The 23,170-nt window shown below is 64.2% G+C and carries 14 protein-coding genes; 4 read left to right on the forward strand and 10 right to left on the reverse strand.

The genetic code is table 11. From position 1 onward, the window contains the following. Position 1 precedes the first annotated feature (1 nt). From P0D89_RS13900 to P0D89_RS13915, 4 genes are all read right to left on the reverse strand, one after another. The gene (locus P0D89_RS13900) at positions 2-793 is read right to left on the reverse strand and encodes a hypothetical protein (protein WP_408358474.1); all 792 of its coding nucleotides are present in this window, start codon (positions 791-793) and stop codon (positions 2-4) included. Beyond that, positions 790-1,035: a hypothetical protein gene (locus P0D89_RS13905; protein ID WP_408358475.1), complete on the reverse strand. Its 246-nt coding sequence runs from the start codon at positions 1,033-1,035 to the stop codon at positions 790-792. The genes P0D89_RS13900 and P0D89_RS13905 overlap by 4 nt, the downstream gene beginning before the upstream one ends. Positions 1,036-1,549: 514 nt before the next feature. Further along, a complete protein-coding gene (locus tag P0D89_RS13910) occupies positions 1,550-2,368 on the reverse strand; it encodes a hypothetical protein (protein WP_408358476.1) in 819 nt (272 codons plus the stop codon). Positions 2,369-2,403: 35 nt separating this feature from the next. Next, a complete protein-coding gene (locus P0D89_RS13915) occupies positions 2,404-4,680 on the reverse strand; it encodes an alpha/beta hydrolase domain-containing protein (RefSeq protein WP_408358477.1) in 2,277 nt (758 codons plus the stop codon). Between the two features lie 258 nt (positions 4,681-4,938). On the opposite strand from P0D89_RS13915, the gene P0D89_RS13920 reads away from it, so the two are divergent. Beyond that, complete coding sequence (locus P0D89_RS13920) at positions 4,939-5,604, forward strand: GntR family transcriptional regulator (RefSeq protein WP_408358478.1); 666 nt, start codon at positions 4,939-4,941, stop codon at positions 5,602-5,604. Positions 5,605-6,224: 620 nt separating this feature from the next. Here P0D89_RS13920 and P0D89_RS13925 read toward each other — a convergent pair. Beyond that, positions 6,225-11,750: an AAA family ATPase gene (locus P0D89_RS13925; protein WP_408358479.1), complete on the reverse strand. Its 5,526-nt coding sequence runs from the start codon at positions 11,748-11,750 to the stop codon at positions 6,225-6,227. Positions 11,751-12,817: 1,067 nt separating this feature from the next. On the opposite strand from P0D89_RS13925, the gene P0D89_RS13930 reads away from it, so the two are divergent. Further along, the gene (locus P0D89_RS13930) at positions 12,818-13,441 is read left to right on the forward strand and encodes a LysE family translocator (RefSeq protein ID WP_408358480.1); all 624 of its coding nucleotides are present in this window, start codon (positions 12,818-12,820) and stop codon (positions 13,439-13,441) included. 10 nt (positions 13,442-13,451) lie between these two features. Here P0D89_RS13930 and P0D89_RS13935 read toward each other — a convergent pair whose 3' ends face one another. Then, positions 13,452-14,867: an aminotransferase-like domain-containing protein gene (locus tag P0D89_RS13935; protein WP_408358552.1), complete on the reverse strand. Its 1,416-nt coding sequence runs from the start codon at positions 14,865-14,867 to the stop codon at positions 13,452-13,454. 247 nt (positions 14,868-15,114) lie between these two features. On the opposite strand from P0D89_RS13935, the gene aptA reads away from it, so the two are divergent. Next, entirely contained in the window at positions 15,115-16,443 is a 1,329-nt protein-coding gene (gene aptA, locus P0D89_RS13940) for an omega-aminotransferase AptA (RefSeq protein WP_408358481.1), read from the forward strand. 124 nt (positions 16,444-16,567) lie between these two features. On the opposite strand, the gene P0D89_RS13945 is transcribed toward aptA, so the two are convergent. Then, positions 16,568-17,092, reverse strand: coding sequence for a DUF6496 domain-containing protein (locus tag P0D89_RS13945; RefSeq protein ID WP_408358482.1), 525 nt, complete (start codon positions 17,090-17,092; stop codon positions 16,568-16,570). Between the two features lie 291 nt (positions 17,093-17,383). Between P0D89_RS13945 and P0D89_RS13950 the strand changes: the two genes are divergently transcribed. Further along, a complete protein-coding gene (locus tag P0D89_RS13950) occupies positions 17,384-17,635 on the forward strand; it encodes a hypothetical protein (protein ID WP_042326185.1) in 252 nt (83 codons plus the stop codon). Positions 17,636-17,742: 107 nt separating this feature from the next. Here P0D89_RS13950 and P0D89_RS13955 read toward each other — a convergent pair whose 3' ends face one another. From P0D89_RS13955 to P0D89_RS13965, 3 genes are all read right to left on the reverse strand, one after another. Then, positions 17,743-18,951, reverse strand: a complete 1,209-nt coding sequence (locus tag P0D89_RS13955; protein WP_408358483.1) for an ABC transporter substrate-binding protein — start codon at positions 18,949-18,951, stop codon at positions 17,743-17,745. Positions 18,952-19,026: 75 nt separating this feature from the next. Next, positions 19,027-22,647: a molybdopterin cofactor-binding domain-containing protein gene (locus P0D89_RS13960; RefSeq protein ID WP_408358484.1), complete on the reverse strand. Its 3,621-nt coding sequence runs from the start codon at positions 22,645-22,647 to the stop codon at positions 19,027-19,029. After that, positions 22,644-23,150: a (2Fe-2S)-binding protein gene (locus P0D89_RS13965; protein ID WP_408358485.1), complete on the reverse strand. Its 507-nt coding sequence runs from the start codon at positions 23,148-23,150 to the stop codon at positions 22,644-22,646. Before P0D89_RS13965 ends, P0D89_RS13960 begins: the two co-directional genes overlap by 4 nt. Between the last annotated feature and the right edge of the window lie 20 nt (positions 23,151-23,170).

Here is a 23,170-nt window from a genome sequence, read left to right on the forward strand (position 1 = left end):
CTCAGATCGCGCCGGCTGATGCGGTTGCTTTCCAGAGACCATGGCCGATAAACCAGATCCGACAGGAGGGTGGCTTGCCCAGTGCCTTGTAGTGTGAAGCGCACGCTTCCAGGGGCGTGCGCAGGTTGCCAGATGGCGCGCAGGCATCGGGATGAAACCGCTTGACCTGCGCCTCGATGGATTGCTCGACCACATAGCTGTTGACCCGATCACGCCCTCGCTCTGTTGTGGAAAGAAAGTAGTGGTGGCGGACCGTCGGAATGCCCAACTCGGCCAGCGTGTCGCACAGTGCGCTCAGGTAGGTGCTCTTTCCACGGCCAGGCGGCCCAGTGAGCACGATGGCCGCCCCGGTGGCGGCCATCGCGTCTTGGACGAACTCCCGATGGAATGTCTCGTCGGGGACCTCGTAGCCCAAGGGGACCACGAAGTCCTCGGGCAAGGGCGTTGGTGGCGTTGACCGCAGGACGGTGCGGACCTGTTCCAGCGCGATCCAACCGTCCGAGGGCGGGAAGTTCTTCCGCGTCGCCCAGTTCAACGCTGCGCTCTTGAGAGTGGCAATGCCTTCCAGAGTGCCATGCCTGCGAAGTCGCGCATCGACCCCTTGCTCGAGCGTTTCGAACCCTTTGTCGCTGTGAAGAATTTGCCGCTGGCTGAAAAACGCCTCACAGTCTTGCTTGCCACCAAGTTCGGCGATGACCTCAGAACGCTTCGGCTCCGGGATCTTGGCGAACGAAATCTTGCCCGCCTCAAGGCAAGCTTCGATATTGGCATCCGGCCGGCGGTTGGTCGTCAACGTGAGCTCGCCAGCCGGGGGGGATCCAGTGCCTTAAAGGCGTCGAACCATTTGCGCAGCAACGACCGCGATCGCGCCGTCTTGCCAGTTTTTTCGAGCATCCAATCCCAGCAGAGCGGATGAGCGTCTGGGGCTGGCGTGAACTTGACCTGATGAAGGTCGAGCAGCCCGTCTGCACGCTCGACGACGATGTCATCTAGCCCCGTCGGCGCAACCGTCTCGTCGTCACATTCAAACTTCACTCGGGTGTAGCGAGACGGCGCGTCAAGCCAGTCGCACAGGACTCTGAGGCCCCGCCGCTTTTTTTTAGATGTAGCCAGCGGCAGTGATTGCGGTGTTCTTGATATTTTCGGACATGAATGAGCTCGCCTTCGGCCCCTCCATGATACTGGCCATTGAACAAGAAGCGCCGAGTGGCTATCGAATGATCGAAGGTGAACTACCCGCGGATCTTTGTCGAGGACCGCCGCGAAACAAACCTCGACAGCCAAAGCCCGAATGAGTGCAAGGGGTCGAAACTATGAGTTGGCAAATGCAGGAAGTGGCCGTGCGGCTGCGCGAAGCCGTTAACGTCGGCAATCCGCCATATTGCTGACGTCACAGTTAGCCCCGTCGAACGTCCGCAATGGCCGAATTGTGCACGTAACCCGGCCGTCAAATTCCGGACTCGTAGAGCCGTTCCAGCGGCAGGTTTCTCCGCTCGTTGAACGGACGGTTGTGGCCCGAGCCCAGATCGCCACTCTCCCGCCAATCGGATCACCGCTGGAAGTAGATAGCGATGAAGCCGGGATTCTGGTCCGTCGCGCCGCTCACAGGGATGCCCTCTTCAACCAGCACCGTTTGCTGCGCGGCATTGTGAAAAAGCTTCAGCCGGATGGTCTGCGGAACAGGTGACTGACTGCTGTCGAGATAGCCGGCGTCGGACAATAGCGACGCGGCTTGCGCCGCGGTAAAGCTCTGGTTAATCGTCGTGACTGTGGTGGATGGATTGCCGTCGAATACATTGTCGGAGAAGCTGCCGTCCGCGTTGACGTTCAACGTTGAAGAAGGCGATGGCGCGCCCTCCGCCTTTGCGCCGCAGTTTTCCCAGCCGTTGAACACAGCGCCGCTCGCGCTGAACGCGGCCCAGTCCGCAAACGGTGCAGCCGAGACGCTCCAGCCGTTGTCGAGCAGCACCGCCACGCTCTTCACATCGACGCCCGCGTTGACACCCGTTACCGTGCCGATACTGTTCGAAACCGCCGACACGCACGCAATACCGGCGCCCGGCACGTTGGCCGCCAGATGCGTCGAGAGCAGCGGGTTGTTGCCCGGGCTCAGCAGCGGCGCGGCCACTGGACTCACCAGCATTGCATTGGTGGTCGACGTCCCGGCAACGACCGACAGCGAAACCGCACTCGTGCTGCCGAGCGTCAGGCTGTTCTGATAGACCGTGGCATTCTGCGAGGCGGGCGGCGGAGGGCCAGCCGTCGGCGTGCTCGCAGCGCTGCCGCCATCGCCTCCGCCCCCTCCGCATCCGCCGATCACGCCGCCGGCGAGCAGCGCTGCGACTGCCCGTTTCGCTGCCCCCCTCATCGGGATCGCCCCCCCCGGCATGCGACGAGTGTGATTCACGGCTGCGGCAACAACGTCGCGGACACGCTGCTCGCATTCGCGATGAACACGTTGGTGGCGTCGTCCTGCAACAGATAGCCTTGAGTGACGAGCGCGTTCGCCGCGGCTGCGACCGCCGCCTGATACTTCGAGCGGCTGCCACCGTATCGCGAGTCGAGCGTCGTGCGTGAATCCGTACCGCCCGCCTGCGCGGCGGCGTTCACCGCGAACGGGATCGCCGCGCCGTTCGAAATACAGCCGTCACCGATCGCATGCCCCGCGCCGCGATAATTCCAGCCGGTGTAAGTCGCGAGCGGCGCGCTGACGTCAGGCACCAGTACACCAGACGTCTCGTTGCCGTTCGCATCGACCTTCGGCACGAGGATCGTATAGGCCTGCGCCGTATTGACCACCGGGACAGCATTGCTGTAGTCGGTCACGAACAACTGGTTGTATTCGCCGTTGAACGTCAGTTGCAGCGAGGTCGGCGTCGCGGCGGGGCCGCTTGGCACTGTGACGTTGGTCAGCGACGGGAAACCGAGCGCGGTCTGGGTCGGCGCGACCAGCGTGCCGGCCGCGACCGTCGGGTATTGCGACGGAGGCGGCAGCGTGCCCTTGCCAACCCAGTTGACGAGTTCCGGAATCAGCGCGCGTTCAACCGGCGTTTCTTCGACCGGTGAGCCCGGCAACTGGCACTGGCTTCCCGCCGCGGGCACCGTGAAGTTGCCGGTCGTCACACCGCTGCCGCCCCCATGCTGGGTTCCCGCGACGAGGTAGTAGCGGACATTGGCCGGCAGCTGGATGTCGTTGCCGCGGCCGTCGGTGACGACGAGCGACGCGGCGCCGCCCCACCATTCGAACGAGCCGTCGAGCTGCATGATCTTCGGGCACGTGTTGCTCGTCGTGCACCGTTTCAGGATGCCGTCAGTGGCGCCGCTCACCGGGTCGGTCGTCGTCGCGTACGTGAACGGGAACTGGAAGCCAGGCATGAAGTGGTCTTCATGCTGCTTCGACCAACGCCCCGGCTGGGCGAACGCCGCATTGGTCCAGGTGCGGCGGCCCGCCGAGATGATCGGGAACAGGCCATCGAACACGATCTTGCCGTTCTTGTCCTCGTTGAAGCCCTGATAGAGGAAGTCCTTGATGAAGCGGCCCGATTGCGAAATGCCTTCGCCGATCGCGATATCGAAGTTCGTGCTGGTCGAGCACGTCGACGCGACGCATCCGGCGCTCTTCAGATCGTTCAACGGATTCGCCGCGCCTTGCGCGTCAGCGTTCTCGTAGCGAAGGAACGAAACAAGGTCGCGCAATGCGGCAAAGCCGATGCCGTCGACGGTCGGCGCCGCTGCCTGATAGACGAAGCTGTAGATGGTCCCCGCATCGGGAGGAACCTGCGTGCCGTTCGGCCCAGGCACGGTGGCGGGCGGCGTGAACGTCACCGAATAATTGCCCTCATAGACATTATTCGGAGTACTGACATAGCTCCAGGTCGTCACTGGCTGCGAAGGCGCCGTGTAGGTTTCGAAGCCGCCCGGAATGCTGCCATACGCGGTAAGCCACGACTGACGCGCGGTGAACGTGACCGATGACTTGTCGGACAGATTGGCCGGCGCGTAGGTCAGCGGAATGGTGGTCGGCGGACCGCCTGCATAGTCCGGAATGAACTCCTCGCGGCTCAAGCCGGTCATCGGCGAGCCGTCCTTGTTGGTCGCCACCGGAAAGTTCACGCCGAGCAGCCCGGCGCCGGCGGTTGTACTGTTGCCCGTGACCGGAATGTCGCCTTGCCAGCCGCTCCACAGGATCGTGTAGCCATTACGTAGCAACGACGGAAAACTCGACGACGGCGCCGCACCGGTATCCAGCGCGCCGCCGCCGACGAACGACGCCGCGCCGATCTTGCTGCCGCGATTCACGACGTCGTAGAACAGCACGCGTTTGGCGGTCGATGCGCTCTGCGGGCGCAGGATCACGACGTCGGTCGAATAGGCGACGTAACCGTCGCTGCCGACCGGCGCGTTCTTGATGTTCACGATGCCCGCATTGAGCGGATCGTTCGGATCGAGCTCGCCATGCACGACCGCGGTGATGACCTGGTAAGGTCCCGCCGCGCCTGCCGGCGTAGCTCCGCTGAAAGCGGGCGCACTCGAAATGACCTGGAAGCTCTTGATGAAGCCTGCGCCATGCGACACAGGAGCGGGCGCGGGCGGGGAAATGTTGTCGCCATGTCCGCAGCCGCCAAGCAGCGCGATCCCCATACCCACTCCCACCGATACAGCTACTGACTGCACCTTCATGGTCTGGCCTCCGAATAACGGTCAAGGGAAAATTCGGGCGTATGAAATGAGCGGATCGTCGTTGTGGTGCGTTGCGTTGTGCCTCGTTATTCTGTATATATTTTGTAAGGACCACTTTTTATATTTATAACTGATATGAATATTTATAAGTCGCCTGACCGTATTCTCAACTATGGTTTACGCGTACATCCATGACATGATTCGCGCGTACGATAAAGCTCGGTGTTGTGGTCATTCGGTTCCTTGCAGAGTCCAGACATGACAAACAGGCTCACACTTGCAGACCGGCTTCGTGAATCCATCGAGGAAGCTATTGCAACAGGCGATCTGCCGCCCGGCGCACGGCTTGACGAAGCGGAGCTGATCGCGCGTTTCGAGGTATCGAGAACGCCGGTGCGCGAAGCGCTGCTTCAGCTGGCCGCGGCCGGAATGGTCGAGATGAGGCCGCGCCACGGTGCGGTGGTCGCGAAGATCAGCCTGCACCGGCTGATCGAAATGTTTGAGGTCATGGCTGAACTCGAGGCGATGTGCAGCCGTCTTGCCGCGCGGCGCATGAGCAAGCAGGAGCTGGAGACGCTGCGCGAAGCGCATGTCGCATGTCAGGCCGCACGCGACTCCGACAGTCCTGACGAGTACTACCACCTGAACGAGCGCTTTCACTGCCTGATCTATCAGGGCAGCCACAACAGCTTCCTGCATGACGAGGCGAAGGCGCTGCATAAACTTCTGCGCCCCTACCGGCGCTTGCAGTTGCGCGTGAAAGGACGCGTCGCCGCGTCGTTCGACGAACATCAGGCGGTCGTGGATGCGTTGGCGGCTGGCGACGGTGACGCTGCTGCCGCCGCGCTTAGAGGCCATATCCTCGTGCAAGGCGAACGTTTCGGCGACTTGATCGCGGCGCTTGCGCAGGTCAGCGCAGAATAGCGACTGCGGGAACTTTCAGAACAGCCGGAATTTACGGCGCGCAAACGCTGCGGCATTGCGGGGTTTGCGCCGTCGAAGGCGAGCGGCGGCCGCGCTTGGCTCCGAGGTTGTCGGATGAAGTTCAAACAGATAGAAGCGTTTCGGGCCGTTGTTCAAACCGCCCTCACCCCCTGCTATTGGCATTACCGCGACGGTCGCTTCCCTGGGCCCAACGGTCATTCCACCCGCTTCCCGGCCGACAAGTCATCGGCCATTGCGGTCGTTGGTTCATCAACGCGTCAACGGCCGGTATAGGTTCCTCACCCGACGACGGTCGAGCAATCTCGATGAACGGCCGCTTTGCCCGCCGTCGAGCGGCAGGCAACACGTTTCCCTTCACTCCTGCTGGCAAACGCGCCGGTCATGCTGGGCACGCTTCCGGTGCGGCAGCACGACGAACCAGGTAGCCGTTGAACAGCTTCGGTACCTCGTACAACTAGCGCCTGCTTGATCATGACTTTCAGGGGGAAACCCTTTCGAACACCATCGATCCAAGCCGACAGTCCGAAGAGGCGATCACACGAGTCACGTTGACGGTCGCCAAGAACAACGGACCGGGCTCGCTCTCCGGACCCTCAACGTCATACCGCAGCATCTGGCCGGTGGTGCTCGGTGCGAACGACCTCGTCCCGTCCTACAGGCAGGGTGAAGTGAAAGGCGGCACCCCGTGGTTCATTCGTGGAGGCCCACAGCCGCCCCCCGTGAGCCTCGATGATCGAACGGCAAATCGTCAGGCCCATGCCCATCCCGCTGGCCTTGGTCGTGTAGAAGGTCTCGAACAGGCGTTCCACATGCTTCGGGTCCAGGCCCGGGCCCGAATCTCGAACCGCAACGAGCACGTAGCCCGCCTCGACTTCCCCGGTCCTGATCAATAGCTCTCGCGCTCCCTCGCTGACTTCGGTCATGGCCTCGACGGCATTGATGATCAGATTCAGGAGCACCTGTTGCAGCTGGACCCGGTCGCCGTGAATGAGCGCTAAACCATCCGCGAGGTCCGTGCGCACCGTGACATCGTTCTTCACGGTTTCGCCACGGGTGAGTTCAATCACCTCGCGGATCGCCTCGTTGATGTCCAGACAATCCGTCAGAGGCGGCGCCTTCTCGACAAGGGCACGGATCCGGCTAATGACCTCGCTCGCGCGCCGACCCTCCTTGACGATGCGCAAAAGCGCGTCGCGCACTTCATCCAGATCCGGCGGTCGATGGCCGAGCCAGCGTATCGCCGCCTCGGCGTTGCCGACCGTCGCGGCGATGGGCTGCTTGACTTCATGGGCAATCGAGGCCGTGAGTTGCCCCATGGTGGCGACACGGTTCGCGTGCGCCAATTCCATCTGCACCACGCGCAGGGCCTCTTCGGCCCGCTTGCGCTCGGTCAGATCGAGGACGAAGGCGACACCCTGGTTGCGGGCTTCATCAAAGCTCGTCGAGCCGACGAACACGGGCACACGACTGCCGTCTTTCCGGAAGTACTCCTTCTCATAGGGTGCCACGCGCCCAGTCATCTTGAGTTCTGGAGTCCACCTGCGTTCATGCCGATCGCGCCACTCTGGGGGCGTCAGTTGAGTCCAGCGCAGGCGACCCGCGACGAGATCCTCGCGGTCGTATCCCACGATCTGGAGAAACGCGTCATTGGCCCCGAGAATGAGACCTTCAAGGTCCCAGAAGAAGATCCCGATGATGTTGGCATCGACCAGGCGCTGAATCTTCGCTTCGCGCTCCGCGAGGTCGTGGTACAGACGGGTGTTCTCCAGCGCGATCGCCGCCTGAGAGGCAACCAGCCGCAGCACCGAGATCCGGGTCGGCGTGAACACACGCGCAGCCAGGTTGTTTTCGAGGTAGAGCACGCCGATGAGCTTGCTCTGGTTGACCAGGGGCAGGCAGAGGATGGACCGGGCGTGCCGCTGCCGGATGTAAGGATCCGCGGCAAATGCGGGTTCGGCCGCGGCGTCGTCGAGGATCATGGCCTCCTGCGTGCGAAGGACAGTCTGGACGATCGCCTCGGACAGCGCCGTTGCGCTCAAGGCCTGGTCGCGCAGCCGTACGACAATTGTATCGCCACTCGTTATGGCTTCCGCCGCGATTCGCTGCTCAATCCCGTGTGAAAGAATCAACAGGCCTCGTTCGGCTCCAGCATGCTCGATAGCCGTACGCATGAGCGTGTCGAGCAGCTTGTCCAGCAGGATCTCGCCTGAGACGGCTTGCGACACTTTGAGCACGGTCGCGAGATCCAGATGTTCGACCGGTGCCCGGATCGTGCTCGTCGGCCCGGCTGCAGGCTCTTTCTCGCTCAGTTGGGGATGGAGCTGATCAAGTTGCCGCACCTTCCCATCGGCGCCCCAGCTCAGGTAGCAACGCCGGGCGTTTCGCAGAAACGCGTCAGCCATCGTCGGAAAGCCGCGCGCCGTACAAAACCTTGCGGCGCGTTCGTGGGCCAAGGCCTCGTTCTGGATGAAACCATCCGAACGCGCCAGTCTGATGGCTTCTTCATAGAGGCGTATCGCGTCCGGATCCCGGCCTTCGAGCCGTGCAATCTCGGCGGCAACCAATGCCTCGCGGTTCGCGAACGTTGCGGGACAGTTCTTTGCCCAGACCGCGAGCTGCTTGTGATGACTTGCCAGCGCCTCCAGGTGCTGAGGTCGCTGCTCTGCCCCGTTCAAATCGCAATGCGCCGCCCAGGCAAGTGCCCCATAGAAATGGTATTCAGCCGATTCAAATTGGGTCGGAGTCGTCCAAAGCAGCGGAGCCGCTTTCGATACAGCCGCCATGGCAGATGCCTCGTCGCTGCCGTAGATGCTCGCTTGCAGCCTGCGAATCCAATAGTAGGACGCGCCAATGGCCAGCTGGGGATTGTTTTCCAGGCGTTGCTCGAAGCGGTGCTCGTCGAACTCCGCGTCATTGAAGGAGGTGAAGTCCGGTGTCTGTCCACGGAGCATCCGGATGAGCCTGAGCTGCCCAGTGATGCAGTCACACACAAGACCAAACCCTACTTTCCGCGCAAATTCGAGCCCATGCTCGGCCTCTCGCTCGACGTCGCTAAGCGAATCTCCGGTGGCAATCCGGTTTGTGATCACGTCGATGCAGCTATACGCTGCATAAGACAGGTCACCGGCTTCCAGCGCCGCCTCAAACGCACGCCTCAGGAAGGCGAGAGACGTCTGCAAGGGCTGAGTCCAGTGAGCAACATGGACGGCGAAGACCAGGTAGACGCGAGCCCTGAAACGCTCCAGCCCACGCTTCTCCACCAGGTCCAGGCCAAGCCTGCCGAAGCGGAACCCGGCATGATATTCGCCGAAGTACGTCCCCAGGACGCCGCCCAGCCATGCATAGGCGAGGCATGATCCGTCGGTGTTGCCATGCTCCAGGCTGAGGGTCGCCATCTGACTGACGACAAGCCTGAACAGATTCAAGTCGGTGAACAAGGCCGGCGAAGTGAGCACCGTGAGCACATCCATGGTCGCGCATCGCTCTGGATCTCTCATCAGCGGCAGGTCAAGCAGTGCTTCGATCGAGCCCTCCCCCAACTGTTGCCATAATCGATCGTAGGCCTGGCGAACGTTCTCCGCCATTGGGTGCGGCGACCACCGGTCGTCAACCCGGCGGAGATACTCCACACCGACCTCGACAGCGCTGTCACTCTGGTCCAAGGTAGTGTAGAGATTAATGCGCAAGCAGGTGACAGCCGCAGCATCAACCGTGGTCTGTGCGCGAATCGAAAGCATGGCGAGCCGTTCTTCCGCCGATGCGGACTCTCCGATCAGATATTCGCACTCGCCGCAACTGAGCTCGAGGTCGAAGGTGAACCGGTAGCACTGTTCCCATCCGGTCTCTGCCAGCAACGCGCGGCCGGCGGTGAAATACTGCAGGGCCGCATCATAAGCGGTTGCCCCCTTGGCACGCTTGCCAGCCATAAGGTTGAGCTGGGCGACCTGTTCACGCTCCTCCTGCGTGTTGATCAGTGCCGCGCCGCGTGCGAACTGGTTCACAATATCGAAGATGTTTTCCTCGAGGTCCTCCGCGGGCGTCCGGGTCGCGAGAACGCGGCCAATCCGGAGATGCGCCATCGCCCGCGCGCCTTCTCGGATGAGCTCATACGCCGCCTCCCGGATACGGTCGTGAAGGAATGTATAGGTGCGATCCGAGCGCACGACGAGGCCGGAACGCACGGCGTCCCACAGCGCTGCGCGCGTCGCCTCCTCGCCCTCCGCGTGCACCAGAGCGAGTGTGTCCGCGTTTGCGACATTCCCCAGGCAGGCCAGCTGTCCCAGGGCTTTCCGAGTCGCTCGGGGCAGGCGGCGCAGCTTCGCCGCCATGAGATCCGCGACGTTGTCGGTGAATCCCTTGAGGCGGATGTGGGGCAGGTCCCACGTCCAGGCCGCCATGCCGGAATCGAATGTCAGTAGTTCCTGCTCGGCCAGGGCGAGCAGGAACTGGATCGTAAAGAAGGGATTGCCAGCCGTCTTCTCGAACATCAGTTCAGCCAATGGTCGTACGCGCCCTGGCTCCATGTGCAGCGCATCCGCCAGCAGCCTCGCCACATCCTCCGGACGGAGGGCCGCCAGCACGATCTCCCGCACCCGCCCGCCGGCGCCGCGGAGTCTCGCCAGCGTTCGCGCTAGCGGGTGCGCGGGACCGACCTCGTTGTCACGGTAGGCCCCGACCAGCAGCAAGTGGCGCACGTCCGGGTGCGCAATCAGATGCTCGATCAAATCAAGGGTTGCCGGGTCCATCCACTGCAGATCATCGAGGAACAGCGTTAGAGGGTGCTCCGGCCTGGCAAACACGCAGAGGAAACGCCGGAATACCATCTGGAACCGGGCCTGCTGGTCCTGTAGCGGAAGGTCAGGGGGCGGTGGCGGCTCACCGATGATGAGAGCCAGCTGGGGGACGAGAGAGACGATGAGCTGGCCATTCGGACCCAGCGCCTCCTGTAATGCGGCGCGCCATTGGCCCATCTCCGTGTCGCTCTTGCCGAGAATCTGTGAGACAAGGCTCCGGAAGGCCTGAGCCAGCGTCGCATAAGGGATATTTCGTTTGTACTGGTCGAACTTGCCTGATGCGAAGAGCCCGCGGCGCGGCACGAGCACCTTATGCAGTTCATTGACGACGGAGGACTTGCCGACACCGGAATAGCCGGAAACCAGCACCAACGCCGGGGTACCTTCGTCGACAACACGATCGAAGGCGGTGAGCAAGGTCGCGATTTCGCGCTCTCTCCCATACAGCTTTTCGGGGATCAGCAGCCGGTCGGGGATGTCGCGTTCGCCCAGCGGAAATGGATTGACCTGGCGAACCGCTTCCCATGCAGCCAAACAACGGCGAAGATCATGCTGGAGGCCAACCGCCGTTTGATAGCGTTCCTCGGCCGTCTTGGCGAGCAGCTTCATGACGATGCGCGAGACTTGCGCCGGAACGCGCTTAACCCGCTCGCCCGGTGGTACTGGCTTTCGCGCAATATGGCAATGGATCCACTCCATCGGCTCAGATGCAGAAAACGGCAGCGAGCCAGTGAGCATCTGGTAGAACGTGATGCCGAGCGAGTAAAGGTCGCTGCGCGCATCGATTGAGCGATTCATCCGGCCAGTCTGCTCCGGCGCCATGTAGGCGAGCGTGCCGGCAATGGTCTCGGGCGGTGCGGGCGATTGGCGCTCGCGCGGCAGGAGTGTGGCGAGGCCAAACCCCGTGAGCCGCACTGATCCGGTTGATTCGTCGACAAGGATATGGGCCGGCTTGACGTCCTTGTGGACAAGGCCGTGCAGATGGACTTCGCCGAGCGCCGCGGCAATGCTGACCGCCAGCCGCACGAATCGGTCCGTTTCGAACGGCGTGCCCAGCAGCCGCTCGAGTGGCTCACCGCCTGGGTCCTCGAATACCAGGACGGTCCGATCGCCTTGACGCACGAGCTCCAGCGGCCGCACCGCCCATGCACTATCCAGCTGGTCCTTTAAGGCGTATTCGTGGGACAGGCGATCCTGGCCGGCAGCCGTCGGAGGCTCGCCGGTGGACCACTTGGATAGCACGGAAGTTCGCGTGCCGTCGACCTTTACCTGCCATGTCCTGACGAAGGCATGGTCGCCGTCCTTTCCCAAGACCTCGAAGGTGCTAACCACGACTGCACCGACCTCATAAGTCAGGTTCGACTGCTGGTCTCCGCCGTCGAGCCGGTTGCCACGCCAAGTGGAGAAAGTGCGTCATCCGCGTCGGCAGGTCAGAACTGTAACAAGTTAGTCTGCCACAGTTGAAGGGCGTCGGTTCGATGTTTCCGGGCGAATCCCAAGAACTCATATTGGTTCGGATGCGGAACGGTCCTCCAATAGCGGCTGGCCGTCTGTTTCGGGGCTGCACTGCCGCTCTGCGACGGTCAAAGCGGCCGTCCGGCCGGATTGGTCGACCGTTGTCAGCTGAGGAACTTATACCGGCCGTTGACGCGTTGATGAACCAACGACCGCAATGGCCGATAAACAGAAACCGCTCGCCCGGTATGGGGCGCCGGCCCGACTCTGGCGGTGGATGAGAGGTCAGTTGCGCAGTTGCTGCGAATGAGGCAACCGCCACCGAAAGGCGACCCGCCTTCATCCGTTTCCACTGCGGCGCGCCGACGATCGTCATCGATATCCTTGGCGCAGATTCGGGCACCGCCCACGCGTCGAGGCCAGCCATCAGCGCGCCCGTTCCAGGACGAGCAACCCGATCGCCACGTTTGCGCCTGTCGCTCTTCGCAGTCCCTCACCCATCCGATTTGCCATCACGATTGCGCGACTGCAGCGCTTCGGAACTGCCTTAGCTCCAGTCCAGCATCCCGCCTAGTCTCCCGTCTCCCCACACCGTCTAGCTTCCTGCGGCATCAATCGCCATAGCCCCGAGACTCTTTCTCATCCAATCTCATTTATGGTGTCGGAAATCTCGTTAATCGTGGCGCCGATCTCACTATTAGTGTCGTCTTACGACGAGTTCGGCGAGGAGAGGCATGCTGACATAAAGCCGGCCTGGCGTCCCCAGCCTCACTAATAGTGTCGCGAATCTCACTATTACTGTCGTTTTACGGGAGCATTTAGAACCGCGGAACGCCCACCCGCCAAGCCCGTACCGGCCATCATCCCCAGAACCGTACCGGTACTGTACCGGCCACCCTCGCTAGAATAGGCTCCACTGTCTTCCCGCCGACCCCGGAGCCATCATGTCTTACCTCACTCTCAGCGCGCTGCCGGCCGGCATTCTGTTCGCGCTCGTCACCACCATCACGCCGGGTCCGAACAACACCATGCTGCTCGCCTCGGGCGTGAACTTCGGCTTTCGCCGCACGCTGCCGCATCTTTCCGGCATCAGCCTCGGGGTCGTGCTGTTGATGTTGTCGGTCGGCATCGGTCTCGGCGAAGCCTTCGTCCATTTCCCCGTGCTCTACACGGTGCTCGAAGTCGCGAGCGTGGCGTATCTGCTGTATCTCGCATGGAAAATCGGCACCTCGGGCGAATTGAAGGTGAAAAAAGGCGAGCGCCGGCCCATGCGCTTTCATGAAGCCATCGCGTTCCAGTGGGTCAATCCGAAGGCATGGATGATGGTGCTGACCGCCGCCACGACCATCCACCTCAGCGAGAGCTACAGCATGAACGCCGTCGCGATGGCGGTGATCTTCTACGTGATCGGCTTTCCGTGCATCTGTCTGTGGGCCGGCTTCGGCACCGCGATGCGCCAGGTGCTGTCGGACCCGAAGCGCTTGCGCATCTTCAATGTGGCGATGGCGCTGCTGCTCGTGTTCTCGCTGTATCCGATCGCGATGCGGCTGCTCGGGCTCGCCACCTGAACAGGCAAACCTAGAGCGCGCCCTGCCCGACTCGCTCGATGAAGCGCCACAGCGCGTCGTCGGTCGAGTACGGGGCGTTGAAGCGGAACCATGCGCTCGGCGCGTCGTCGGCGCGGAAGTACGAACCCGGCGCGAGCCAGATGCCGTGCGTGAGCGCCGCGGTCGCCACTTCGCCGGCCCGCTCGGCTTCGACCGGCAAACGCGCCCACAGAAAGAGTCCGGCGCGCGGCCGGTGAAACACTTCGAGGCCAAGCGCATCGAGCCGTTCTTCAACGGTCGCGTGCGCGAGTTTCAGTCGCTCGTTCACCTCGTCGACGTGGCGCGCGTAGCGCCCTTCGAGCAACACCTTGTCGACGATCCGCTCGATCGCCTCCGACGACGTCAAGCCCACCGCCATCTTCGTGCGCGCCAGTTCGCGCAACACCGCCTGCTCGGCGACCACGTAGCCGCAGCGCAGCCCGGGCGTCACCGTCTTCGAAAAGCCGCCGACGTACAGCACGCGCTGCAAGCCTTCCATCGCGGCGAACAGCGGCGCGCCGGGCGGCGCGAGTTCGCGGCTCACGTCGTCCTCGATCACCCACATGCGCTGACGCTCGGCGATCTGCAGCAAGCGGAACGCCGCCGACATGCCGAAGGTCGCGCCGGTCGGATTCTGCAGCGTGGTGTTGACGAAGATCGCCTTCGGCTTGTGCTCCGCGACGAGCGCTTCGAGCACGTCCGTATCGACGCCCGCCGGCGTGCGCGGCACGCCATGCACGACGAGTCCCGCCAGCTTGAGAATCTGCAGCAGGTTGCAGTAGCCGGGGTCCTCGACGATCACGACATCGCCCGCGCGCAGCAGCGTGCGCACGATCAGATCCAACCCCTGGGTCGCGCCCTGCGTGAGCAGGACATTGGAGACGTCGACGGGCAAGCCGCGCCGGTCGAGTTGCTCGGCGATCCGCTCGCGCAGCGGCGCGAACCCGTACGGATGTCCATAGTCGCCCAGGCGCGCGGCCGGCACCCGGCTGGTTGCGCGCAACGCGTGCTGCAAGCCGGTCTCGTTGATCCACTCGTTCGGCAGCCAGCCGCCGCCCGCCTTGATCGGCACCGAATGGTCGGCGAACACGTCGGACAGCAGCCAGGTCGCGGTGAGGCTGGGCGGCTGCCACTCGGTGACGGCGGCGCGCGGGGACGGAGCGCGCGCGGCCACGCGGTAGCCGGAGCCGCGTCGCGCGACCACGAGGCCCATCGACACCAGCCGGTTATATGCCTCGGTCACGGTGAAGGTGCTCAGTTCATGGCTGTGCGCGAGTTGCCGCACCGATGGCAGCAGCGCGCCCGCGCGCAGCGTCTGCGCCTCGATGGCGCGCGCGAAGCCTTGCACCACCTGCTCGACGAGCGTAGGAGCGGCGCGGCGGTCGCGCTCAAGTTCCAGTTCGATCATGGTCACGGCAAAATCCGGGAAAAAAATGAAGTCGGCAGCGAGCGGCCAGGAGCGCAACACGAATCGGCGCTGATCAGCACCAGACGGCGCGTCGCATCCATCGACACAGTTGGCGCCAATCCACCAGCACAGTTAGCGCCACACTACGTCAACTGTTTATGCCGCCATTAAACCGCGAACGCTACAGTTTCGTCACGCCCAACAGAAGTCCCCTTGGGGGACGCCCCACCACTTCGAGGAGATAGTCATGACTTCGCGCCCCGTCATCGATGACCTGTCGTCTTTCTGGATGCCCTTCACCGCCAACCGTCAGTTCAAGGCCGCGCCGCGCCTGCTGGAATCGGCCAAGGGCATGTACTACCGCAGCACGGACGGGCGCGAGTTGCTCGACGGCTGCGCGGGTCTGTGGTGCGTGAACGCCGGCCACGGCCGCGAAGAAATCGTTGCCGCGATCACCCAGCAACTTTCGACGCTCGACTTCGCGCCGACCTTCCAGATGGGACACCCGCTCGCCTTCGAAGCGGCCACCAAAGTCGCCGAGCTGATGCCGGCCGGTCTCGACCGCATCTTCTTCACGAACTCCGGTTCCGAATCGGTCGACACCGCGCTGAAGATCGCGCTCGCGTACCATCGCTCGCGCGGCGAAGGGCAGCGCACCCGGCTGATCGGCCGCGAGCGCGGCTATCACGGCGTGGGCTTCGGCGGCATCTCGGTCGGCGGCATCGCGCCCAATCGCAAGGCCTTCTCCGGCGCGCTCTTACCGGCGGTCGATCATCTGCCGCACACGCACAACCTCGAACACAACGCGTTCTCGAAGGGCCAGCCCGCGTGGGGCGCGCATCTGGCTGACGAACTCGAGCGCATCGTCACGCTGCACGACGCGTCGACGATCGCCGCTGTGATCGTCGAACCGGTGGCCGGCTCGACGGGCGTGCTGATTCCGCCGCAAGGCTATCTGCAGAAGCTGCGCGAAATCTGCACGAAGCACGGCATCCTGCTGATTTTCGACGAAGTGATCACCGGTTTCGGTCGAGTCGGCAAGGCGACCGCGAGCGAATACTTCGGCGTGACGCCGGATCTCATCACGATGGCGAAGGCGATCAACAACGCGTCGATCCCGATGGGCGCGGTCGCGGCCAGCCGCACGATCCACGACACGATCGTCAACAGCGGCGCGCAAGGCGCGATCGAGTTGTTCCACGGCTACACGTATTCGGCGCACCCGGCAGCGGCCGCCGCCGCGGTGGCGACGCTCGATCTGTATCGCCGCGAAGGCCTGTTCGAGCGCGCGGCCACGCTGGCCCCGACGTTCGAAGCCGCGGCCCATTCGCTGCGCGGCGCGAAGCACGTGAAGGACGTGCGCAACCTCGGCATGATCGCGGGCATCGAACTCGAATCGCGCGACGGCGCGCCCGGCGCGCGGGCTTATGAAGCGTTCGTCAAGTGCTTCGAGGCCGGCGTGCTGGTGCGCTTCACGGGCGACATCCTCGCGTTCTCGCCGCCGCTCATCATCAACGAAGAGCAGATCGCGCACATCTTCAAGACTGTGGGCGAGGTGCTGGATACCGTCCAGTAACGACCGCCCAGCAGGGCAGGAATGAAAGCGGCGTATGCATTTGCATGCGCCGCTTTTCTTTTGGGAGCTGCGGCACGCAGGTTTGCCGGAGGGCACGCACGCGGCGCACCCATGCCGGCAAGCATCAGTGATGCGTGCGCGACGCCCGCGTCTGGGCCGCCTTTTTTGCCGCCGCAGAGCGACCCGCCGCACCCTTCGTCGCGGCGGCCTTCTTCGCCGCCGCCGAGCGGCTGGCCGCCGGGCGCCTGGCGGCCGCCGACTTCGCCTGCTTCGACATCGCCGAGGGCGACGCACCGGCGCTGCTCTCGCGCTTCAGCGCATTGCTCGAAGCTCGCGAGCGTTTCGCCGTCGACTCCGTGCTCGCGCTCTTTCGCGCGGTGCTCTTGTGCTGTCCGGCGGCGCTGTCCTTCTCTGCTTTCTTGCGCGTCGCTTCGCTCGTCGTGCCCTTCTTCGGGGACTTCACGGCGACGCCCGCGCGGCGCGCCTCCGACAGGCCGATCGCGATCGCCTGCTTCGCCGACCTGACGCCGTGCTTGCCGGCACGCACCTTGTCGACCTGCTCCTTGACGAACTCTCCTGCCTGAGTACTCGCTGACTTGCCGGCACGCTTGTCGGCTGCGGCGCGCTTGAGGGTTTTCTGTTCGGGCATGACGGTTCTCCAGTTTGACTGTGGCCTCTGTGATGCAGCAACAGCTATGCCGGAGCGGTCCGGCACGCGTGAGCTTCACCGCGAAGCACAGTGCGCCGGGCGGGTCCGCGTCTTTTCACGCCTCGGCACGGAATTGCCGCGGGCCCCCGGCAGCCGCTATAAATTCACGCCAGCGCGCGAATCGCCGCCAAACTCCGGCAAAAACGCCTGGCGGGACTCGCGCCCGTCAGCGGGACGGCGTATGGTGTTAGGAAGGGTTGGCGCCGTAGTCCGGCCCGACGGGAGACGTCCATGAAGATACCTACCGTTCGCGCAGGTGCGCATATCGAAGGCGTGCACTGGGTCGCCGAATACGCGGAAGACGTTCACGAGATTCGCGTGTTTCGCGAAGGCCAGGAGGTGGATGTGCACAATGCGCCATCCACTCTGTTCGGCGATGAGGAGAATGCGGGCTCGAAGAGCACCGCCGATCACCGCGCGGTCGAAGCCGCGGTGCTCGCTTATCTGAGGCGCTTTGTCATCGAGCACGACGCGGAAGAGTAGCCGGGCGCGGTTTGTTTGCGTCTTGCGCGACTGGTTCGTTTTTCGTAGCGCTGGCGGCACGAGACACGTCGATAACACGAGGATAACGTGCCGCCTTCGTAACGCCTTCAGTCAGCGGGCCGCAGCTTCCTGATCTCGGCATCCGACGGCTGAACGCTCGCACCGTCGATATACCGGTACGACGTCATCACACCCTTGCCGTCCTTCAACCCGGTCACGCCGACATACGCGCCCATGGTCGACTGATTGTCTTGCGCGCGATACATGATCGGCCCGAACGGCGTCTCTACATTGAGGCCCTTGAAGGCGGCGGCGAGCTTGTCCGAATCGACCGAGCCGGCCTTCTTGATGCCGTCCGCGATCGACATCAGCGCCGAGTAGCCGACCACTGAGCCGAGCCGCGGATAGTCGTGATACTTGGCCTGATACGCATCGACGAATTTCCTGTTCGCCGCCGTATCGATCGAATACCACGGGTAGCCGGTCACGATCCAGCCAGTCGGGGCTTCCGCGCCCAGCGGATCGAGGTAATCCGGCTCGCCGGTCAGCAACGACACCACGCTGCGATCCTTGAAGAGTCCGCGCGTATTGCCTTCGCGCACGAACTTGCCGAGGTCCGCGCCGAACAGCACGTTGAAGATCGCATCGGGCTTCGCATCCGCGATCGCCTGGGTCACGGCGCCCGCGTCGACGTTACCGAGCGGCGTCGCCTGTTCGACGACGAACTGCACGTCCGGCTGCGCCGCCGTCAGCAGCTTCTTGAAGGTCGCCACCGCGGATTGCCCGTACTCGTAGTTCGGGTACACCAGCGCCCAGCGCTTCTTCTTCAGCTTGGCCGCTTCCGGCACCAGCATCGCCACCTGCATGTACGTGGAAGGACGCAGACGATACGTGTATTTGTTGCCATCGGCCCAGACGATCTTGTCGGTCAACGGTTCGGCGGCGAGGAAGAAGATTTTCTTCTGCTTGGCGAAGTCGGTCAGCGCGAGACCGGTGTTCGACAGGAAGCCGCCGAACAGCAACTGCACCTGCTCGCGAGCGATCAGTTCCTGCGCGACGCGGATCGTGTCGCCGGGGTTGCCGTTGTCGTCGCGCGACACCACTTCGAGCTGCTTGCCGAGCACGCCGCCCGCCGCGTTCACCTGTTCGAGCGCGAGGTTCCAGCCATTCTTGTAAGGCCCGAGAAAGGCGGGCTGCGCCTTGTAGCTGTTGATCTCGCCGATCTTGATGGTCTGCTGTGCGCTCGCGCCGAGCGCGGCGAGCGAGCACACCGTCGACACCGTGAGGCGAGAGATCCATCCTGCGCGCGTGGTCATGCGTTTCTCCGTTATCAGAAGGATTGCGTGAATGCCGGGGTTTTTAATCGGGCTTGTAATTGGGCAGCGGACGGCTCATTGCGTCGCTGGCATCGCGCGGATTCGGGCCACGCTCGCCGTGACGTCCTGCCATGCCGGCTTGCCGCCCGCGAATTGCTGACGCAGATACGACACGAGTTCGGCGACCTGGGCGTCGTTGAAACTGTCGCGGTAAGCCGGCATCGTACCGAGTTCGGGCCGCGCAGGCGAGCCGATGCCGTCGAGAATCACGCGAATCAGGTTGTCCGGGCTCGCGCTGTGCAGATTCGTGTTGAGCGCGAGCGACGGATGCGCGCCGAACAGTTGCGGCCCGCTGCCGGTGTGATGACAGGCCGCGCACGCGCCGTCGAAGAGCCGCGCGCCGAGCCCCGCCGGCGCGCCGGTGATCGTGCTGGCCTGCTCGTATTGACGCGCCGTCGCGGCCGGATCGGCATTGGGCTCCAGCGGATTGAGCGACGCCAGATACATGGCCATAGCACGGATATCGCTGTCGGGCAGCGCCGCCAGATCGCCGATTACCGGCGCCATCGGCCCAGCCGCCACGCCATGCAGCGTCGCGTGACCGAAGCGCAGATAGCTGAACAGTTCGTCCTCGCTCCAGGGCACGGGCGCAGTCGACAGCGTGGAAAGCGCGGGCGCTTCCCAGCCTTCCGCGCTGCCGCCGCCCATGAACGCCGCGCCGGTTTTCTCGGCGCCGAATGCGTTGCGCGGCGTATGGCACGCGCTGCAATGGCCGAGGCCGTTCACCAGATACGCGCCGCGATTCCATTGCGCGCTTTGCGTCGCGCTGGGCGTGAACGTGTTGCGGCCGAGAAAGAGGCCGTTCCACGCGGCCATCAGCGGACGCACGTTGAATGGAAACCGCAACTGCGTTTCCGGCGCGCGGGAGCGGACCGGCGTTTGCGACATCAGGTACGCGTAGAGCGCTTTGAGGTCGTCGTCGGACGTGTTCTTGAACGACGTGTACGGAAACGCCGGATACAGCCGATGACCATCGCGGCTGATGCCTTGCCGCATCGCGCGCATGAAGGCTTCCAGCGACCAGTTGCCGATCCCCGTCTGGCCGTCCGGCGTGATGTTGGAGCTGTAGACGGTGCCGAACGGCGTATCGAGCGGCTTGCCGCCGGCGTTCGGCACGCCGTTGCGCGCGGTATGGCAAACCGCGCAATTGCCCAGCGACGCGAGCAGTTTGCCGCGCGCCACCAGGTCGGGCGCGAACGCGCTCGCGAGCGGCGGGGTGATCGGCGCGATGGGCTGCGGCGCGAACGACAGCGCGCCGAGCCAGCCGGCCGCGCCCGCCGCGAACGCACCGAGCAAACCGAGACGCCAGCGCTTCTTCTTGCGCGCCGCCGCGTCCTCGGCCTGCGCATCGGCAAGCGCGGCGCGGATCGTTTCCGGCGTGAACGGCGGCCGCCGAAAGCGCACGCCGGTCGCATCGAACAGCGCGTTAGCGATGGCCGCCGCGCCGGGCAGCGACGCGGATTCGCCGACGCCCATCGGCGGCTCGCCGTGACGCGGCATCATCACCACGTCGATCACCGGCACTTCGCGGAAGGTCAGGATCGGATACGCGCCCCACTCCTGGCTCGTCACCGCGTTGCCGCCGAACGTCACGCGCTCTTTCAACACGCGGCTGGTCGCCTGGATCACGTTGCCGTGAATCTGATGACGCACGCCATCGGGGTTCACCATCGTGCCGCTATCCTGGCCGACGACCACGCGCGTCACCGCGAGTTCGCCGCTCTTGCGATTCACTTCGATATCGGCGATCCACGCGGACCACGCGGCGCCGAAGCCGGGGAATTTGCTGTGCACGTAGCGCGCGTAAGCGATGCCTCGGCCGCGCGCGATGTCGCCTTCCTGCTGGGGCGCGGGTTGCGCGGGTTGTGCAACTTCGCGCGGTTGCCAGCCGCCCTTGTCGGCGACGGCCTTCACCAGTTCGATCGCGCGCGGGTCGGTCAGATGCTTCAGCCGGAACTCGACCGGGTCGACGCCCGCTTGCGCCGCGAGTTCGTCGATGAAGGACTCGTGCGCAAACGTGTTCGGCAACGCGGATACGCCGCGCAGCCACGACGCCCGCACGATCGGCGGCGTGTCGTCGCAGACGATGCGCATGCTGCGGTAGTCGTAAGGCGGCACGGCCGTGCGGTCGCCCATCTCGAACACTTGCGGCTGCGCGGAGATCGTGCCGGTCAACAGCAGCGCCAACGTGGGCGCGTCGTTCGATGGATAGCGCGTCGCGAAGTCATACGCGGCCAACTCGCCTTCAGCGCTCAACGCGCCGCGCACGTCCATTAACTGCGCGGCGCCCTTCGGCTCCCACGCGTGTTCGTCCTCGCGCGAAAGCTGCACGCGCACCGGCGCGCCGCTCGCACGCGACAGCAGCGCGGCGTCGGCGGCGACGTCGTCCGCGCAATTGCGGCCGTAGCAGCCCGCCGCATCCATCCTCACGATCTCGATGCAAGCCTCGTCCATCGCCATCAGCAACGCGAGGTCGGCGCGCAGCGAATGCGGATTCTGCGTGCCCGACCAGACCTTCAACGCGCCGTCGCGATAGTCGGCCACCGCGCACGACGGCCCGATCGACGCATGCATCTGGAACGGCCACACGTAAGTGCGTTCGAGCGTGCGAGCCGGGTCTTGCGCGAGCGCCGCGTCCACGTCGCCGTCGATCACAAGGTCGCGCCGCGTGGCCGGATTCGCGCGCAACGCGGCTTCCACTTCTTCGCTGGTCTCCAGTGGCGGCAAGCCCTCGACCGCTTTCCATCGCACGTCGAGCCGCTTCACCGCTTGCTGCGCGATTTCCTCGCGCTCCGCGACGATGCCGACGAAGTCGCGAATCACCACCACCTTGACGATGCCCGGCAATTCGCGAATGGCGTTTTCGTCGACATTCAGCAGGCTGTTGCCCATGAAGTCGCCCTGCGCGACGCCGGCATACGGCGGACGCACCACGCGGCCGTGCAGCATGCCGGGCACGCGTACGTCGTGCACGAAGCTCAATTCGCCGGTCGCCTTCGCGGGGAGATCGATACGCGGCGCGCTTTTGCCGACGATCCGGTACGCGTGCGGCGATTTCAAAGGCGCGTCGGTGGAGAGATTCAGTTCAACCCGCCGGCCTTTAATCAGTTCACCGTACTGAATGCTTTTTTCCGGATCGCCGTCGCGCTGAAACACGCGGCCGTCCTGCACGTCCAGTTGCTCGACGCCGACCTGCAAGCGTGCCGCCGCTTCCGCGAGCAGATGTTGACGCGCCTGCGCCGCCGCGTGCCGCAACGGCACCGCTGAAATCTGGATCGTCGCGCTGGCGATCGTCGGTCCCTGATTCGGCGCCTCGCCGGTGTGGCCGAGCACGATCGACACCCGCGTGAGCGGCACATCCAGTTCTTCCGCGACAATCTGCGCGAGTGCCGTGCCGATGCCGGTGCCGAGATCGACGTGCCCGTTGAACGCAACCACGCTACCGTCGTCGCGCACAACGAGGAACAGGTCCGCCTCGGTCGGCACGAACGACGAACGCGAGCCCGGCTGACCGATGGCGGCCTTCACCGGCGCTTGCGGCGGCCGCGTGACGATTAGCACGCTCTGCGCGTCATACAACTGTTTGCGCGACGGCGGCACGGCGCGTCGATCGACGCTGAAATCCGGTCCCGTCATGCGCGCGCTCCATCATGCACGGCCGCTTGCGCGGCCAGCAATTCCGCGGCGCGCTGCACCGCGCGCACGATCTCGACATGCGTACCGCAGCGGCACAGGTTACGCGACAACTCGCGCTGAATCGTCGCGACGCTCGGATGCGGATCGCGATCAAGCAATGCCTTGGCGGTCAGGATCATGCCGTTCAGGCAATAGCCGCACTGCGCGGCCTGCTCTTCGATGAACGCCTGCTGCACCGGATGCAGCGCCGCGCGCGTGCCCAACCCTTCGAGCGTGGTGATCTCGCGGCCCACGGCCACTTGCGCGGTCGTCACGCACGCGCGCGTCGGCATGCCGTCGAGCAGGACCGTGCACGCGCCGCACTCGCCCAGGCCGCAGCCGAACTTCGGCCCGTTCAACGCGAGGTCGTTGCGCAGCAGGTAGAGCAGCGGCGTGTCGGCGGCGGCGCAGACCCGATGGGTCGCGCCGTTTACATTCAGCACGAGCGGCGCGGGACGGTTCATCACCATGCTGTCCACGTCTT

The organism is Paraburkholderia sp. RL18-085-BIA-A (assembly GCF_046027075.1).
In the GTDB taxonomy this organism is placed as follows: Bacteria; Pseudomonadota; Gammaproteobacteria; order Burkholderiales; family Burkholderiaceae; genus Paraburkholderia.

What these genes read in the sequence shown, in the direction of transcription:
- P0D89_RS13945 (WP_408358482.1), bottom strand. Translation starts at nt 17,092, where the DNA reads ATGCCCGAACAGAAAACCCTCAAGCGCGCCGCAGCCGACAAGCGTGCC.
- P0D89_RS13935 (WP_408358552.1), bottom strand. Translation starts at nt 14,867, where the DNA reads ATGATCGAACTGGAACTTGAGCGCGACCGCCGCGCCGCTCCTACGCTC.
- P0D89_RS13920 (WP_408358478.1), top strand. Translation starts at nt 4,939, where the DNA reads ATGACAAACAGGCTCACACTTGCAGACCGGCTTCGTGAATCCATCGAG.
- P0D89_RS13950 (WP_042326185.1), top strand. Translation starts at nt 17,384, where the DNA reads ATGAAGATACCTACCGTTCGCGCAGGTGCGCATATCGAAGGCGTGCAC.
- P0D89_RS13915 (WP_408358477.1), bottom strand. Translation starts at nt 4,680, where the DNA reads ATGAAGGTGCAGTCAGTAGCTGTATCGGTGGGAGTGGGTATGGGGATC.
- P0D89_RS13930 (WP_408358480.1), top strand. Translation starts at nt 12,818, where the DNA reads ATGTCTTACCTCACTCTCAGCGCGCTGCCGGCCGGCATTCTGTTCGCG.
- aptA (WP_408358481.1), top strand. Translation starts at nt 15,115, where the DNA reads ATGACTTCGCGCCCCGTCATCGATGACCTGTCGTCTTTCTGGATGCCC.
- P0D89_RS13910 (WP_408358476.1), bottom strand. Translation starts at nt 2,368, where the DNA reads ATGAGGGGGGCAGCGAAACGGGCAGTCGCAGCGCTGCTCGCCGGCGGC.
- P0D89_RS13965 (WP_408358485.1), bottom strand. Translation starts at nt 23,150, where the DNA reads ATGAACCGTCCCGCGCCGCTCGTGCTGAATGTAAACGGCGCGACCCAT.
- P0D89_RS13960 (WP_408358484.1), bottom strand. Translation starts at nt 22,647, where the DNA reads ATGACGGGACCGGATTTCAGCGTCGATCGACGCGCCGTGCCGCCGTCG.
- P0D89_RS13955 (WP_408358483.1), bottom strand. Translation starts at nt 18,951, where the DNA reads ATGACCACGCGCGCAGGATGGATCTCTCGCCTCACGGTGTCGACGGTG.